16 protein-coding genes and 1 tRNA gene are annotated in these 17132 nt (G+C 36.1%); 11 read left to right on the top strand and 6 right to left on the bottom strand.

Annotated elements, in window-relative coordinates; all coding sequences use genetic code 11:
• The first annotated feature begins 10 nt into the window (after positions 1-10).
• Together J0H12_03535 and J0H12_03530 are read left to right on the top strand one after the other, a co-directional pair.
• Entirely contained in the window at positions 11-841 is an 831-nt protein-coding gene (locus J0H12_03535) for an AAA family ATPase (GenBank protein ID MBN9412983.1), read from the top strand.
• Positions 842-907: 66 nt separating this feature from the next.
• The gene (locus J0H12_03530; GenBank protein ID MBN9412982.1) at positions 908-1801 is read left to right on the top strand and encodes a LysR family transcriptional regulator; all 894 of its coding nucleotides are present in this window, start codon (positions 908-910) and stop codon (positions 1799-1801) included.
• Between the two features lie 8 nt (positions 1802-1809).
• Here J0H12_03530 and J0H12_03525 read toward each other — a convergent pair whose 3' ends face one another.
• The 4 genes from J0H12_03525 to J0H12_03510 are packed head-to-tail and all read right to left on the bottom strand — an operon-like array spanning position 1810 to position 6982.
• Positions 1810-3096, bottom strand: a complete 1287-nt coding sequence (locus J0H12_03525) for a cation:dicarboxylase symporter family transporter (GenBank protein MBN9412981.1) — start codon at positions 3094-3096, stop codon at positions 1810-1812.
• A 3-nt stretch (positions 3097-3099) separates the two neighbouring features.
• A complete protein-coding gene (locus tag J0H12_03520; GenBank protein MBN9412980.1) occupies positions 3100-5253 on the bottom strand; it encodes a Cache 3/Cache 2 fusion domain-containing protein in 2154 nt (717 codons plus the stop codon).
• Positions 5254-5306: 53 nt separating this feature from the next.
• The gene (locus J0H12_03515; protein ID MBN9412979.1) at positions 5307-6167 is read right to left on the bottom strand and encodes an amino acid ABC transporter substrate-binding protein; all 861 of its coding nucleotides are present in this window, start codon (positions 6165-6167) and stop codon (positions 5307-5309) included.
• 17 nt (positions 6168-6184) lie between these two features.
• Positions 6185-6982 carry an aspartate/glutamate racemase family protein gene (locus J0H12_03510; protein ID MBN9412978.1) on the bottom strand — a complete coding sequence of 266 codons (798 nt, stop codon included), beginning with the start codon at positions 6980-6982 and terminating at the stop codon, positions 6185-6187.
• A 131-nt stretch (positions 6983-7113) separates the two neighbouring features.
• Here J0H12_03510 and J0H12_03505 point away from each other — a divergent pair.
• From J0H12_03505 to J0H12_03495, 3 genes are all read left to right on the top strand, one after another.
• A tRNA-Met gene (locus J0H12_03505) sits at positions 7114-7190 on the top strand.
• Positions 7191-7316: 126 nt separating this feature from the next.
• Entirely contained in the window at positions 7317-8258 is a 942-nt protein-coding gene (locus J0H12_03500; GenBank protein MBN9412977.1) for an SPFH/Band 7/PHB domain protein, read from the top strand.
• A 2-nt stretch (positions 8259-8260) separates the two neighbouring features.
• Entirely contained in the window at positions 8261-8698 is a 438-nt protein-coding gene (locus J0H12_03495; GenBank protein ID MBN9412976.1) for an NfeD family protein, read from the top strand.
• Positions 8699-8709: 11 nt separating this feature from the next.
• Here J0H12_03495 and J0H12_03490 read toward each other — a convergent pair whose 3' ends face one another.
• Both J0H12_03490 and J0H12_03485 read right to left on the bottom strand, forming a co-directional pair.
• The gene (locus J0H12_03490; protein ID MBN9412975.1) at positions 8710-9126 is read right to left on the bottom strand and encodes a hypothetical protein; all 417 of its coding nucleotides are present in this window, start codon (positions 9124-9126) and stop codon (positions 8710-8712) included.
• Entirely contained in the window at positions 9123-10208 is a 1086-nt protein-coding gene (locus tag J0H12_03485) for a FliM/FliN family flagellar motor switch protein (GenBank protein ID MBN9412974.1), read from the bottom strand. Before J0H12_03485 ends, J0H12_03490 begins: the two co-directional genes overlap by 4 nt.
• Positions 10209-10510: 302 nt before the next feature.
• Here J0H12_03485 and J0H12_03480 point away from each other — a divergent pair, with 302 nt between their 5' ends.
• The 6 genes from J0H12_03480 to J0H12_03455 form a co-directional block, all read left to right on the top strand.
• Positions 10511-11362 carry an acetyl-CoA carboxylase carboxyltransferase subunit beta gene (locus J0H12_03480; protein ID MBN9412973.1) on the top strand — a complete coding sequence of 284 codons (852 nt, stop codon included), beginning with the start codon at positions 10511-10513 and terminating at the stop codon, positions 11360-11362.
• 82 nt (positions 11363-11444) lie between these two features.
• Positions 11445-12653, top strand: coding sequence for a bifunctional folylpolyglutamate synthase/dihydrofolate synthase (locus J0H12_03475; protein ID MBN9412972.1), 1209 nt, complete (start codon positions 11445-11447; stop codon positions 12651-12653).
• On the top strand, positions 12637-13704 hold the full coding sequence (mutY, locus tag J0H12_03470) for an A/G-specific adenine glycosylase (GenBank protein ID MBN9412971.1): 1068 nt from the start codon (positions 12637-12639) through the stop codon (positions 13702-13704). Before J0H12_03475 ends, mutY begins: the two co-directional genes overlap by 17 nt.
• A gap of 54 nt (positions 13705-13758) precedes the next feature.
• Positions 13759-15765 carry a transketolase gene (gene tkt, locus J0H12_03465; GenBank protein MBN9412970.1) on the top strand — a complete coding sequence of 669 codons (2007 nt, stop codon included), beginning with the start codon at positions 13759-13761 and terminating at the stop codon, positions 15763-15765.
• Positions 15766-16773, top strand: coding sequence for a type I glyceraldehyde-3-phosphate dehydrogenase (gene gap / locus J0H12_03460; GenBank protein ID MBN9412969.1), 1008 nt, complete (start codon positions 15766-15768; stop codon positions 16771-16773).
• A 162-nt stretch (positions 16774-16935) separates the two neighbouring features.
• Positions 16936-17132, top strand: a 197-nt coding sequence (locus J0H12_03455; GenBank protein ID MBN9412968.1) for a 30S ribosomal protein S21, incomplete at its 3' end; no start/stop codon positions are given.

Genomic DNA, 17132 nt, shown 5'->3' with positions numbered 1-17132 from the left:
GAGAAATTATATGAATGCACAGAAAAAGCCCTATATTATTGTTTTGGGAAACGAGAAGGGGGGGACTGGGAAGTCTACGCTTTCAATGCATCTTATTGTTCATCTTTTAAGACTTGGTTTTAAAATAGGTTCAATCGATATCGATGCTCGCCAAGGAACACTTTCACGCTATATAGAAAATCGTCAAAAATATATAGAAATGAGTGGTAAGAAACTTCCAACTTCGACTCATCATGCAATTTTACGTTCAGGTTTGCCAACAGTTCATGACGCTCAAGAAGAGGAAAAAGGGAAACTTTTATCATGCCTTGAAAGCTTAAAAGACAAAGATTTTATTCTTATTGATACGCCTGGAAGTGATACTTTCCTTTCTCAATTATCTCACTCTTACGCGGATACATTAATTACGCCCCTTAATGATAGTTTTATTGATCTTGATATGTTGGCAAGAATTAATAGCGAAACCAGAGAAATAACGGGGCCAAGTACATATGCTGAAATGGTATGGGAGCAAAAAAAACATAAGTTATTACGTGAACGCACCCAGTTTGATTGGATTGTTTTACGTAATAGGTTAAGTAGTATTTTTGCAAAGAATAAAGAAGAAATGCAAAATCTCTTAAACAAACTTTCTCAACGAATAGGCTTCCGCCTGGCTTCAGGTTTTGGAGAGAGAGTTATTTTTAGAGAGCTTTTTTTACAAGGATTAACTTTGCTAGATTTACAAGATGTTGGCATTGAAATGACATTATCACATGTGGCAGCACGTCAAGAGTTGAGGGCTCTCCTTGAAATGATCAATTTAACACCTTTAAGTGAGCGTCTTCAAAACGCAAATTAAAATTTATTTAGAATTTGACTATTTTTATGGCACAATTCATTTAAAACAGGGGATTAAGGACCATTAATGGATTGGGATAAATTAAGAATTTTTCATACTGTTGCGCTTGCAGGAAGCTTTACACGGGCAGCAGAACAATTAAATCTAAGCCAGTCAGCCATTAGTAGACAAGTAAATGGTTTGGAAGAATCGTTAGGTGTTCCCTTGTTCTATCGTCATGCCCGCGGGCTTGTTATGACAGAACAAGGCGAATTATTATTCGAATCAGTACGTGAAGTTTTCTCAAAATTAGCCATGACAGAAGCTTTACTGAATGAGAGTCAAGGTCATCCACGTGGCCCCTTAAAAATAACGACTTCAATTGCTTTTGGATCTATGTGGCTTGCACCTTTATTAGGTGAATTCTTAGAACTTTATCCTCATATCCGCGTCAATCTTATTTTAAGAGATGATGAACCTGATCTCAATATGAGAGAAGCGGACATTAGTATTCCATCAATTCCTCCTACGCAACCAGATATGATTTCTGTTCCTTTACCTCTTTATCGTTTGCGAATTTATGGAAGCCGTTCATACTTTAAAAAATTTGGCGTTCCTGTGAAACCTCAAGATCTTGATAATCATCGTTTGATTGCTTTTGGAGATGAAATTTCTCATCGCTTAAATAAAGTTAATTGGATTTTACATGCAGGAACACGCCGTGGCCAAACTCGAGAACCTTATCTAATTATAAATAATGCTTATGCAATCTTACAATGTGTTAAGGCTGGGTTGGGTATTGCTGGCATGCATAAATACATACTTGATAAAGATTATGATCTTATCGAAATTTTACCTGAACTCGAAGGCGCAATGGTGCAGCGTTTTATCGTGTATCCCGAGCAACTTCGGAACTCTAAACGTATTATTGCTTTTCGTCAGTTTATTGAACGCAAGGCTTTAGAGCATCAAGATTTTTAACTATTCATTTAAATAGTTAACTTTTGTGGGAAAGAATTTTCCTTTTTTGCAATGTAAGAAGTAGCTGCACAATTAGGATATATAATCGCTAGTGTTCTCAATGGATCTGCTATTACATCAACGGTAATCAATAAGACAAAAACAGCGCCTAAAGGAAGACCTAAAGGTTCTAGAACAATTGAAATAAGAGCTATACTTGCAACACCAGTTGCGCCTGAAGTTGCTATCCCTGCAATAATCGATCCAAAAAATATGACATAATATGTCGAAAAAGTAAGTGGAACATTATAAATTTGAGCAATAAAAACAGCTGTGAATGAAAAATAAAGTACATTCCCATACCGACAAATTGTAATACCTAAAGGAAGGAGTAAGTTTGTTGTTAGAGAATCAAATTTCAACTTAGCCGTAAAGGCATCAGTTGCTTCAGACATTGCAAGAAAGCTATTTCTTGTCGTTAAAGCAACAACGATTGTTGTATACATAACGCGTATTGATTCCAAGTAGCTTCCCTTAAAATTAGCCCAAATAATAAGACTTGATAGAAATATGAGACTAAAAAAAGCAAAAGTTAAGCTACAAATAAAATTAGTCATAATGAGTAAAAGCGATAAATCAACTTTAGAAATTTGATCAGCCATTAAACCTAAAACACCAAATGGAAGTACAATTGAAAGCCAACTTAATATCTTTTGTAGAGCTTTTTGAGTGCTCTCGAATAAATTCAGTAAGCTCTTTTGTGATGGAGCATTAAGAGAGCCAATTGCTGTACCTAATATAATTGTGAAAATAACTATTTGAAGGATTTTTCCTTCTGCTAGGGCAGAAAAGAAATTTTTAGGGAGAAGTTCAGAAATAAATTGATTTAAGTTTTGAAACGCATTTGCTTCAATAGGAGTATTTAAATCAACTTCACGGATCATGGAAGATGCCGCATCTTTCATAATATTAGCAAGCATTGTTTCATCAATATGGGAACCAGGGCCAAATATAGTGGCGCATAAACCTCCTAAAAAAGTTGAAATGATTAACCCAATAGAAAATATGAATAAAATATAACTTACAGAAGTCTTTAAACCTTTTGAGTGCATAAAGCGTGCAATACTGCAAGTTATCATCACAATAATAAGAGGAACCACAGACATTTGAAGAGCTGAGAGATAAATTTTTCCTATAGGAGCTATCATATCCGCAAGTTGCTTGTCATAAAGCCCTATAATCGTCCCAAAAATAATTGCACCTAAAACAGTTAATGGATTTGTGAGAATCTTAGTTGCAAAAGAAGAATATCTCATAAGTTATTTATCCTTTAGATGATAAATACCATCCCAATTTTTAGCAGGAGGTTCTTTTAAATATTGTTGGCATCTTTCTATATAAAGTTGTGTTGGATAATCATTGCCGAAAATTTTAATCATTTCTTCAAAATGCTTCAAAGCTTCTTCCCAACGCCTTTCAAGATAAAGGCGATATCCAATTGTAAACTGTGAACATAAATCAATTTGTTCTTTTGTGGGTAAAAGACTAGGATCTCCATTCTTAAGAGCAACAAGTTCGTATATTGTAACGCTTGTTTCTTTTCCCTTAACAGAAACTCTATCTAAAGGACGAAAAACACCATTATCTCTAATTTCTCGTTGAGTTTGTTCTCCAATAATAATTCGGGTATTATAGTATTTATTGGTGCCTTCTAATCTAGAGGCAAGATTTACAGTATCTCCTAGAGCTGTATAATTTAATCTATCAAAAGATCCTATCGTCCCTACAAGAGCTTCACCCGTTTCAATACCTATTCGAGTTATAAGAATTGGCTTTTTTTCGGCTTCCCATTTTCTATTCAGTTCATCTAAACGTTTTTGACAGTAGAGAGCTGATATGCAAGCATTTAACGCATGATGTTTATCACTTAAAGGAGCTCCCCAAAAAGCCATAATTGCATCACCTATATATTTATCAATGGTCCCATTTTGATGAATGATAATTTCCGATAAGGTCGCAAAATATTCAGAGATGTGAGACATTAATTTTTCAGGGGGGTAGTTTTCACTCACAGTCGTGAATCCCTGAATATCACTAAAAAATAGAGTAACTCTTTTTATATTGCCACTTATGCGGACATCTTGAGATCGTTGAACTAATTTTTTTACCAATGCTTTAGGTACAAATTTAGCGAAAGTTTTTAAACTTTGTCTCATTGCAGCCATTGAATTTTCGAGAACTTGAATTTCATAAATATAAGAGGAGAGGGGCTCGGTTTCAAAAATTTCGAAATTTTGAATCTGTTTAGCTTGCTCAGAAAGCTGCATGATAGGTTGAGAAATTCTTCTAGCAAGAAAAGCTATAAAGAAAACAGATAATATAAGAATAATGAAAGAGATTATAAGAATATGTTTTTGTGTTTGGATTGCAGGACCAATAATATCACTTGTTGGAACTACAATTCCGATGAGCCATTTATGTTCAAATGATTTCGGAAAGTTTTTGAAATAAGCAATGTATTCAACATTATTATGCATAAAAATAAATTTATTATTTTTAGTCTGTTGATACTTTTGGAAAGCAATATTTAAGTGTTTATCTTTGATATCTTGGATTGACATCATTGAAATTTCATCTCCATCAGCTTCAACCGTTTGAAGAGGATCAGGATGTGCAATAATTTGCCCATCTGTATTAATAATAAAAGTAATCCCTTCTTTTCCAATACGTAGTTCTTGTAAAAATTTAGAGAAGGTAGAGATATTAATATCAACTGCTGTTACGGCAAATAATCTACCGTCATCACCAAGAACAGGCATTGCAGCTGTAATCCCAGGTTTTTTATTTGTGTTAAAGACGTAAATTGAACTCCATCTGAATTCTCGATCCTGGGCCACGTCTGAATACCAGCTGCGTTGACGATGATCATATAATACTTTGCTTATATTTTCGGATTCAATAATTTTTCCGTCGTTATCCAAATAATACCAACTTTCAAGCGGGTGAGTAAGCGAAAGATCAATTGAGCGGAGGGCGAATTTAGCCGGAGCAGGAAGTAAACGAGATGGATCAGCGCGATAAGTTGGTTTATCTGAAAGTCGTCTGATTTGTAGAAAACGCCCTTTATTACTTCCAATATAATAATTTGAAATAGTCGGGTAGATTCGTAAAGTATGTTCAATATAATTTAATAAAGATTGATTATTAATACTGATGTCTTCTTCATCTTTGATCAATGTTGATCCCAGTTCGGATAATGACTTTGCTGTTGCAAGAGGAGAAATTGTTTTTTCGATAACAGATTCACTGACTTCAGAAATTAAGTCCTGTGAAAGATTTAAAAGTGACTGTGTACTATTACGGTAAGTGTACCAAATAATAAATAAAGAAGTCACAAGGATAAGAGTAAAAAAACTAGAAATAATGTCTATTTCTAATTTTCGACTTTTAAAGCTGAAGTTAATTTTCAGCATAATTTTTACCCTTCTCAATTATTTATTTCTAGTTATTGTGACCTTTAAATCCTTTAATTTTTGTAAATTTTTTCATTTTTTTCAAGAATCAGGTTTGCATCGTATTTGATCTGATTTGTTTCTAAAAATCCATTGATCCATAAAAGAAAATGTAATCGATTACGTGGGATAATCATACGAATAGAATCTTCTTGAGATTTAATGATAAGTGACAATAATTTTAAATTTGCGTCAGGACGAGATAATAAAAATTTACGTGTTTCAATTTCATCTCGAAAGATGGCAAGAAGCTTTCCTTCTTGCAGTAATTTAAGGCTTTGATCCCATGTTTCAGTCTCTTGAATAGAAGCTTGTGGAAACAAGTTCTTTGCAAAATCTATATAAGAACTTTTTTTCACAACCCCTATTTTTGCATCTAGATTTGAAAAAAGGTCCTTTAAAGATTCTGCTTTGCGTTGCCTTTTTATTCCCGCATATATGAGCCGATTAACAAGCATTGCTTTACGAAAAACAGCATATGGTTTAGTATAAAGGACTTTTTTAGCTCTTTCATCTGTATAGCTAAGTTTGGAAACACCAAGATCTGCTTCTCCTGCCGCAACGAGATTGACAACTTCATCATATGTGTGAGCTGTTCGATTTATTTCTAGAGTAACTCCTAATTCTTTGGCTATTTTTTCACTTAACTCAATATCTATTCCTTCTAGCTTACCTTCTGAGGTCGTCATGAAAAAGGGAGGATTATCAGTTTTTAAGATAGCAACAACAAGTTTTCCTCTCGTAACGATATCTTGGATATCTTGAGAATAATTTTTTTCCAGAGAAGAAGCATCAGAACTCGCTGATGTAATACAAATCGCTAACAAGTAAAAAAATATGATTAAAACTTTACGATAAGATAAGAATATTCGCATTATATCATCCTGTATTTTCAAGAAAATCCTTTAACATTAGTTCCAAAAAATGGAAATGAAGCTTCTTTGAGAAGCTCCTGGGCAATAACTCTGAGAGGATCAATATGCTGTAAAGGATTAAATCCATGTTGATTGATGACAAGAGAAATCTCTGTACATCCCAATAAAACTTTTTGCGCCCCTTGTGATAAAAGGAGGGAAATAGCATCTAGAATAATTGTGTGAGCTTTATGTGAATCAAATGGATTACTTTTGACGTCATAAATGGCCTGATGGAGTTTTTGCTGTCTTTCGATATCAAGGTGTAAAATTTCTAAGCCTTTTTCTTCTAATAATTTTTGATATATTTTAAGTTTTCTCTCTCCTGTGGTTGATATAAGTCCTATCTTATCGCCAGATTGAAATTGTGAGAGAGTGAAGTTTGTAGTGTGCTCAACTAAGTTTAGATATTGAATATGATGCAAAGTTTTTTTTTCCCATAGCTCTTTAAAATGATCGAATATGGGAGGCGCAAAAAATGTATTACAAGAAATACAACCAACTATTGGTCGTTTAAAAGCAAGGGATATGTTTTCAAGTTGTTGAAAAATTTTAAAAACAGGAATTGCTGGATTGAGGGTTGTTTTTCCTTCTAAAAAAGAAGTCCTATCTGGAATTTCACTTCCAAAAGAACAATGAATAATATCAATATATTCTTGATCATTTTGAATGCAAAGATTATTGCGCATTTCCGTAAAAAGTAAAGATTGGAGACATTCCCCACTTGCTGGCCCCATCCCCCCGATAATAGCGATTATTTTATTTTTCGATGTCATTGATTCTCACTTTTTTCTTATATTGGCGAGTATACTCTAAAAGAAATTAATAAACGGTTTCCTCAGATATACTTTGAAGATCTTGACAGTGCTTAAAGAGGAAGGTATAGACTTGTAACCTAAAGCTTTAAGGCGGAGTAGCTCAGTTGGTTAGAGCGGCGGAATCATAATCCGTGTGTCGGGGGTTCAAATCCCTCCTCCGCTACCATTTCCTCATAAATAAATATGCGATTTTATGATTTCACTTTAAGAAGAGTAGACTGATAATAATTGAATGAAATATACTTTCAAAAATATGAATTTTCTATATTTTTGTTAAAAACAGGAGGCTCGTATGGATTTTTCACTTACTTTTGAATTTTTATTTTTAGCACTTACTTTTCTATTTGTTCTTTTGGCTGTGAAATCTGTTCCTCAAGGCTATGAATGGACAGTAGAAAGGTTTGGTCGTTATATTCGTACTCTTGAGCCAGGACTTAATTTTATCATTCCATTTATAGACAGAATTGGCGCAAAAGTTAGCATGCAGGAAAATGTCTTTGATGTTCCTTCTCAAGACATCATTACTCAAGACAATGCGATGTTAAAAGTCGATGGTGTTGTTTTTTATCAGGTATTGGATGCCGCTAAATCTGCTTATGAGGTTGCAAATATTGATCGTGCAATGATTAATCTTGCGATGACGAATATTCGGACAGTCATGGGAGGTATGGATATGGATGAATTACTTTCCAATCGCGAGAAAATTAACACATCTTTATTACATGTTATTGATGATGCAACCACACCTTGGGGAGTAAAGGTCACCCGAGTTGAAATAAAAGACATCACACCTCCAAGAGACCTTGTGGATGCCATGGCACGCCAGATGAAAGCAGAACGCGAAAAACGAGCTACAGTTCTAGAGGCAGAAGGAGAAAAACAATCTGCTATTCTAATTGCAGATGGGGCAAAACAATCTGCTATTTTAGAAGCTGAAGGACGTAAAGAAGCAGCTTATAGAGAGGCAGAAGCTCGTGAGCGTCTTGCAGAAGCTGAAGCAAGAGCAATTGAGGTTGTTTCACTTACGATTGCCAAAGGAAATCCTCAGGCAGTTAATTATTTTATTGCCCAAAAGTACGTTGATGCGCTTCAAACAATAGGGGCGGCGGATAATCAAAAAGTACTATTTTTACCTTTAGAGGCGACAAGTATTATTGGATCTATAGGGGGAATTAGTGAAATTGCAAAAGAAGCCTTTCTTCCAAAGAAGAGTTCATCAAAAAAGGACAATTAAAGATGTTTTTTTTCGAAGAAATTACGATGTGGCATTGGTGGACACTAGGTATCATATTTCTGATATTTGAACTAATGCTCCCAGGGGCTTGTTTTTTATGGCTTGGGATCTCTGCAGCAATCATAGGAATTATAACAGCACTCATACCAACCTTGAGCTTAGTATATCAATTATTATTGTTTTCAGGTATTTCAGTGGCTTCCATTATCGTTTATTTACGCTATAAAACTCAAGATTCTTCAAGTGACTCGATATTAAATAAACGAGCTAAGCATTACATCGGACAGATTTTTACACTAGAGAATGCGCTTAAAAATGGGCAAGGAAAAATTCAGCTTGGCGATACTATTTGGACTATTAGGGGGCCAAGCTGTGACAAAGGCGCAAAAGTTAAAGTAGTCTCTACAGAAGGTAGTATTTTAAACGTCGAAATTTTATGAATTGATGCGTTTTATCGGATCTTTTTTAAAGAACGAACTAATGCTGGCTCTTCTTCTGTTTTTTCTACAGAGGTTGTCAGTTGGTGATCATAGAAATCACTGGGTTTTTTAAGCCTTCGCGCATCTCTGATTTCTTTTTCAAGTTTTTGGGCAATATTTTCACCACGATCAAGGATAAATATAAGCTCATCTTTTAAAACAGATGCTTTATGTCGCTGCTCAATAAGCGTTTTTAAAACAGTATCTTTCAACTCTTTAAGCTCTTTTATCGTCAATTCTGCACGATTTAGAGAAGATGAAAAATTTTCAATAAATGTTTCTAATTGATGTCGGTTTTTCTTTAATTGTTGATTTAAAATAAATACATAAATGAGCGTTGCGATCAAAAGAACAACAGCTATGAGAACTATAACAATAGAAAATGTCATTTTTCTTCCTTTATTGAGCTAAGTTTATTACGTGTAATTTGAATTGCAACTGAATTATTATATTGTCCTACTTCTCCCTTCATCAGTTCTATATCTTCGCATTCTACTGAAATTAATGAGGAAGAAGTAAGAGGAAGAGTTATTTGAGTCCCTATTTTCCAGGTGAGAATTTCTTCCAATGAAGATATTATAAGGGGTAATTTCGCTTCTACTGTAAGATGTGTTTGTTCTAAGTGATTAGATAAATATTCCTGCCACACGGTGAAATGTTGTTGCTCTTTTATCTTATTTTTTCTTTCAAGCCTAAGTTTAAAATCTTCTAAAAAAGTCAGAGGAAAAAGTATATTGATCGTATTCGAAGAAGAATCAACCATAAATATAAATTTAACAAGAAGAGCATTATCTGAAAGGTGGCTTAAATGCATTAAGTCAGATGGATCATTTTCTTCTTCTAAAAAAAAATCATAGTTAACAAATTTCCCAAATGCATTCTCAAGTGCACTTAATAAGAAACGCAAAAAATAAAGATTAATATTAGTTGAAAGCTTCGTTAGGGGCCTTTTGTTTTTTTGCGCTGAATGAAGAGTTGAACAACCTCCCAAGATGGATTCAATAAGAAAATCAGTGCATTCCGAATTAAAATTTATAAGAAGAGGAGAAGAAAATTGCTTCATCTTAACAATTTTTGTACCCCCGTTAATGAAGAATTCTTCAATAGAATTTTTAAGAGAAACAAACTTTTTATTCTCTAAAAAATAGTCTAACTTATCGTTCATTAACAATATTGAGCGCCAACTATCCAGGCATTTTTGAGAAAAGTCTCTTAAAATACTATCTAAAAAAGGAAAATCATCGATGGATGAATTTTTAGTTTTTAGTAAATTTTCAACCCCAAAATAAGCTTGTTTTTCTGGTGATTTATAGTGATTGAGAAGACTGTTAATCTCTTCCTGATTGAGAAGTGCTTGGCTATTTTGTGGTTCTAAAGTTTCATGAGTAATAGAGTCTTCAGATGAAAATTGCTCCCATTCATCAGAAAAATACCATTCTTTTGAGAATAAAGCCACATCGTTTGAGCTCAAGCTATACCTCCCCGGTATTTTTATAGCATTCGTGCTTTGCATACAAAAGCCAAAGTTTGTTCCTTAAAACTTAGCTTAAAATTTTTCCTAAATTCATTACATCGTATTTTTGTAACAACTAAAAGGATTATCTTATAGGTTAGATTTATAATTTTTGCTAGTCCCAAAACATATCTAATAAAATTTAAAGGATAGATTTTCATCCTTGTATCTTTAATTAATGATTTTTTATCGCAGGAAGTTGAAAGATCTGCTAAAAGAACTTATCGACAGCAATAGATATAATTGCGAGAGGAACCTTTATGAACTGGATTACTGATTTTGTTCGCCCTAAATTAAGAGCACTTGTGGGCAAAGATGTCCCCGATAATTTATGGGATAAATGCACAAAATGTGAACAAATGATTTTTCATCGTGATTTAGCTGAAAACAATTTTGTGTGTCGGCATTGTGGAAATCATATGCGACTTGAAGCTAAAAAGCGGCTTGAGCTTTTATTTGACGATCAAGAATATACACGTATTCCAACGCCTAAAGTTACTCATGATCCTTTGAAATTCAAAGATTTGAAAAAATATTCTGACCGTTTAAAAGATGCCCGACATAAAACTGAAGAAGAAGATGCAATTCTTATTGCAATAGGACGTATTGGGGGACAAAAGACAATCATCGTTGCTTTTGATTTTAATTTTATGGGAGGATCAATGGGAACTGCGGTAGGCGCAGGACTCGTAACTGCAGCCAAATCTGCAGTGAAACATAGAGCTCCTTTAATTGTTATTCCTGCCTCTGGAGGAGCTAGAATGCAAGAAGGAATCCTTTCTCTTATGCAAATGCCACGCACAACTATAGCAGTTCGTCAAGTAAAAGAGGCTGGCTTACCTTATATTACCCTTCTTACTGATCCAACAACAGGAGGCGTATCAGCATCCTTTGCAATGTTAGGAGATGTTGCTATTGCTGAACCCGGAGCCATGATAGGTTTTGCTGGGGCACGTGTTATCCAACAAACCATACGGCATGCTCTACCTGAAGGATTCCAAACGGCAGAATATCTTCTTGAACATGGAATGATCGATATGGTTGTTCCCCGTCATCAACTAAAAGACCGTTTAGCTACCTTAATAAGTATTTTAATGAAGCCCCGCATCTAGGATGTTCCAATTTGATCTAGGTAAGTTCTCTAAAAAATTTCCTTCTAAAACACGCTTTAATTTAGAGCGTGTGGAGAAATTATTGAATAAAGTAGGAGCTCCGCATCTTAAACTTCCGCCGACAATTCATGTGGCAGGCACAAATGGGAAGGGATCAACGATTGCTTTTTTGCGGGCTATTTTTGAAAATTCAGGATATAAAGCGCACGTCTATACTTCACCTCATTTACAAAAATTTAATGAGCGTATTATTGTTTCGGGCAATAAAATAGAAGATACTTATTTTTCCCAATTACTTGATGAGTGTGAGAAATATGCTCAAGATCAAGAAGACTTGACCTGGTTTGAATTCATTACTGTTGTTGCATTTTTAGCTTATGCTCAAAATCCTGCAGATATCTTGTTATTAGAAACAGGGATTGGAGGACGGCTTGATGCTACAAATGTTATAAGTTCTCCTCTTGCCACTGCAATTACATCTATCTCATATGACCATCAAGAACATCTGGGAAAAACATTGGCTCAAATTGCTTATGCGAAAGCAGGCATTTTTAAAAGAGGGACTCCAGCTTTTTCAGTCGCCCAACCTCAAGAAGTTGAAAACGTCCTTTTAGGGCACGCTCAAGATTTATCTGTTTCACTTTTCTTAGAAAATCGAGACTGGAATGTTCAAGAAAAAGAAAATGGCGTCGTTTATTGTTCAAATTTATACTGCCCCAAGGTAAGCTTGGCAGGAAAACACCAGATACATAATGCGGGATTAGCATTGAGTATTGCGTCTTCTTTGCGCCACTCATTTAATTTGGAAGAAGAAAATCTAAAAGCGGGAATAGCAACGGCCATTTGGAGAGGAAGGTTACAAGAACTTTCTTCTAGCTTTTTAATTAATTATCTTCCAACAGATTCAGAAATTTGGCTTGATAGCGCCCATAATGAAGGAGGAGCTCAAGCTCTTGCAGACACAGTGCAGACTTGGAATTCTTTGCCAACCTATTTTATTATTGGAATGCTGAATCACAAAGATTCTCATGCTTTTTTATCTTCACTCTCCAAAGTAGCTAAAGGATTCTGTTTTATTCCTATTCCGTCATCCGAAAAATGTCTCTCATCTGATAAGCTCCTTGACGTCACGCCTTATAAAAATGGCTTTTCTGCAGATAATCTTATCGAAGGTTTAAAGAAAATCGCTCAATTGTCTTCCTGTCCTGTTAGAATTATAATTTGCGGCTCTGTTTATTTAGCAGGTGATGTTTTAAATATGATAGAAGATAATCATGAAAGAGTATCATAAAGCTCTTTTGAACTGGTACGATAATGAAGGAAGAATTCTTCCTTGGCGCGCCAGAGGAGAGCAAATACCAAATCCTTATCATGTCTGGCTAAGCGAAATTATGTTACAACAGACAACTGTTGTTACCGTAATTCCCTATTTTTTGTCATTTATTCAACGATGGCCCACTTTTCACCAATTAGCTAAGGCTTCCCTTGATAATATTCTTCATGCATGGCAAGGCTTAGGATACTACGCTCGTGCAAGAAATCTTCATCTGTGTGCAAAAAAAATTTCAGAGGAGTATGAAGGCAGACTTCCAACAAATTCTGAACAATTAATAAAACTTCCTGGCATAGGACCTTATACCTCGAAAGCAATTGCAGCTATTGCATTTAACGAATGCGTGTTACCGGTAGACGGAAATATTGCTCGGATACTTTCACGTCTGTATGCTATTTCAGCACCACTTTCTCAAGGAATGCCAGAAATCCAGAATGCAGCAAATGTATTTACGCCTCAGATAAGACCTGGAGATTTTGCACAAGCAATGATGGATTTGGGAGCAACTATCTGTATCCCTAGATCACCTTCTTGTGAAAAATGTCCCTTCCAATCAACCTGTAAAGCTCATGCCTTAGGGATTTCAGCTGAGCTTCCTGTGAAAAATAAAAAACCTATAAGACCTCAAAAGTACACGATTGCTTATATTCTCAAAAGAGAAGATGGGGCAATTTTGTTGAGGAAAAGATCCGAAAAAGGGTTGCTTGGAGGAATGATGGCTGTTCCGACCTCAGAGTGGCAATTGGAAAAAATCGATAACAAAAATATTGAAAAAAATGCTCCTTTTATAACTCATTGGAAATCACTTGAGAGTAAAATAAGTCATAGCTTTACCCACTTTGATCTCGAAGTTGCCCCCTATTATGGGAATATTTGCACTCAAAAAGCAGAAGCTTTAGAGGGCGATTGGGTTTTTCCCCATCAATTAAAACAATATGCTTTACCCAAATTATTTAAAAAAGTTATTGAAACAAGTTTAAATGAATTAAGCCCCATTGACGTTGCCTAAATCGCCAGGCATTGTGTGTTCATTATATCCCTATAATTGAGGAGAATTCCTATTATTACTAAGAACTATTCTTCATTAGCTGCAGTCGATCATCAAGAATTGGCAAATGCTATACGTTTTTTGAGTATTGATGCCATCGAAAAAGCTAATTCAGGCCATCCAGGATTGCCCTTAGGAATGGCAGATGTTGCAACAGTTTTATATCAGCATTTTCTTAAATTTATTCCTCAACATCCCACATGGCCAGATCGAGATCGCTTAGTTCTTTCAGCAGGACATGGTTCCATGTTGTTATATGCTCTTAATTATCTCACGGGATATGAAGGAATGACGATAGAATCTCTGAAAGATTTTCGTCAGCTAGGATCTCATACTGCAGGTCACCCTGAAATAGATCAGCATTTAGGAATAGAAACAACAACAGGCCCTTTGGGGCAGGGACTCGGCAATGCCGTAGGAATGGCAATTGCTGAGCGCCTTTTGCGAACCGAATTTGGAGAATCCCTTTTTGATCATTTTACATATGTTATTGCGGGGGATGGCTGCCTTATGGAAGGGATCTCTCACGAAGCTATCTCACTAGCCGGTCACCTTAAACTTTCTAAGCTCATCGTTTTGTTTGACGATAACCAGATATCGATCGATGGTCCGACAAGCTTATCCGTCTCAGATGACCAGTTAAAACGTTTTGAAGCTTGTGGATGGCACGTGCAGGCAATTGATGGACATAATCCTGAAGAAATTTATTTAGCTCTTCAAAAAGCACGAGAAGCAAAAGAGCCTTCAATGATTGCATGCCGCACAACAATTGGTTATGGGGCGCCGACTAAAGCAGGAACCTCAGCTGTTCACGGCTCTTCTTTAGGTGAAGAAGAAGTATTAAAGATGCGTGACGTTTTAAATTGGTCTTCTCCTGCCTTTGAAATCCCGGCTCATATTCTGAATACTTGGCGAGATTTTGGCACAAAGAATGAGCAAACCTATACAGTCTGGCAAGAACAACTTCAAGATTCTTCGCTCCATGTTAAACAAGAAATAGGACGCCGTTTTAGGGGAGAATTACCCGATGGATGGCAAACGCATTTTCAAGAATTAATTAATAAGTTTTTTCACCAAAAGACAACAGCATCGACTCGGGTTCTTTCTGGTGAAGTTCTTGATACCTTAATCTCAAAAATACCAGAATTATTAGGAGGCTCAGCAGATCTCACGGGCTCCAATAATACGAAAGCAAAAGAAAGCCAGGTTATTTCTTCAGAAAATTTTTCTGGTAATTATCTTCATTATGGCGTGAGAGAACATGCAATGGCCGCCGCCATGAACGGAATAAGTCTTCATGGGGGATTTATTCCTTATGGAGGAACATTTTTGGCCTTTAGTGATTATTGCAGGCCCTCAATCCGCCTATCTGCGCTTATGCAAACGCGTACAATTTATGTTATGACCCATGATTCTATTGGATTAGGTGAAGACGGGCCCACCCATCAACCTGTCGAACATTTAGCAGCATTAAGGGCGATTCCAAATTTGAATGTTTTTAGGCCTGCAGATTCGATTGAGGTGGCGGAATGTTGGGCATTAGCTTTGGAAAATAAGACAACCCCGTCAGTTCTTGTCTTAACGCGTCAGAATCTTCCCTTTCTACGTCTTGATAAGAGAGAAGAAAATTTGAGCGGAAGAGGGGGCTATGTTTTAAGAGAAAACCACGAAGCTCAAATCACACTCTTGGCAACAGGTTCTGAAGTCTCAATCGCCGTAAAGGCAGAAGAAGAACTTAATAAAAAGGGAATTGCAACGCGGGTCGTCTCACTTCCGTGCTGGCGCCTTTTTGATCTTCAAGAAAAAGAGTATCGAGAAAAAGTTTTGAGACTTGATACAATAAGGATTGCAGTTGAAGCTGCTATTCCTTTTGGCTGGGAGAAATATACAGGTTCAGGAGAAAATTTTATAGGAATGCATGGTTTTGGAGCTTCGGGACCTTATCAAGATCTTTACAGACACTTTGGAATTACAGTAGAAGCTATAGTAGAATTGGCACTTAAAAAATTAAAGGAGAGATAAATGGCACTGCGCGTAGCAATTAATGGGTTTGGGCGTATTGGACGCCTTGTTTTTAGAGCAATTGCTGAGAATCATCATCAGGACCTGGAAGTCGTTGCGATTAATGATTTAGCCGATATTGAAAGTAATGCTTATCTCTTGCGTTATGATTCAGTTCATGGCCGTTTTCCTTATGAAGTAAAAACCTCTTCAACAGGAATTGATATAGGATTTGGCGAAGTTAAAGTTCTTGCCCAAGCTGATCCTGAAAATCTTCCCTGGAAAGATTTGAATATTGATATTGTTTTAGAATGTTCTGGCCGTTTCACTGAAAAATCAAAAGCAGAAAAACACCTTAAAGCAGGTGCAAAAAGAGTGTTAATTTCAGCTCCTGCAGAGGGGGCAGACTTAACTGTCGTCTATGGTGTTAACCATGACAAACTTTCACAGGACCACATTGTTGTGTCAAATGCATCTTGTACAACAAACTGCTTAGCACCTGTCGCATCTGTTTTACAAAAAGCAATTGGGATAGAGCGCGGTTACATGACGACAATTCATGCCTACACAGGGGATCAACGTCTTGTTGATACTTACCATAGTGATCCACGACGCTCTCGTGCCTCTGCATTGTCCATGATCCCAACTTCAACGGGCGCGGCTAAAGCTGTTGGTCTTGTTCTTCCTGAACTTAAAGGTAAATTAGATGGAACAGCCATTCGTGTGCCAACGCCGAATGTTTCATTGATTGACTTTAAGTTTGATTCCAAAAGAGAGACAACTGCCGCTGAAATTAACGGAGCGATTGAAAAAGCTGCTCAAGCTGAATTAAAGGGAATTTTAGGCGTTGTTAATGAGCCTCTCGTTTCCATTGATTTCAACCATAATCCATTAAGTTCTTCTTTTGATTTGACACAAACACAAGTCATTGAAGGTCGTTTCTGTCGAGTCTTGTCCTGGTATGATAATGAATGGGGTTTCTCAAACAGGATGGCAGATACAGCAAAAGCGATGGGTAAGTTTTTATAATATCCTAAAAAGTGTATCTGTTTTTTATAAATTAACAGATACACCTTTTCTTTATCTTTCAAATTTTCTACTTCACATTTCTCAAAACTCCACATATAGTCGCTACAGATAATAATAATTTATCTATGTGTATGTTTTAATTTTGAAAGGAGAGTGAGCAACGTGCTTGTAACAGTTCGCGATAATAATGTGGACCAAGCTTTACGTTCACTTAAGAAGAAAATGCAACGTGAAGGCGTGTTTCGTGAAATGAAACTTCGTCGTCATTTTGAAAAGCCTTCTGAGCGCAAGAAGCGCGAAAAAGCTGAAGCTATTCGGCGTATTCGTAAGCTTCAACGTAAACGCATCGAGCGCGATGG

The sequence above is a fragment of the Candidatus Paracaedimonas acanthamoebae genome (assembly GCA_017307065.1).
GTDB lineage: Bacteria > Pseudomonadota > Alphaproteobacteria > Caedimonadales > Caedimonadaceae > Paracaedimonas > Paracaedimonas acanthamoebae_A.
This window is presented reverse-complemented; position numbering and strand designations above follow the sequence as displayed.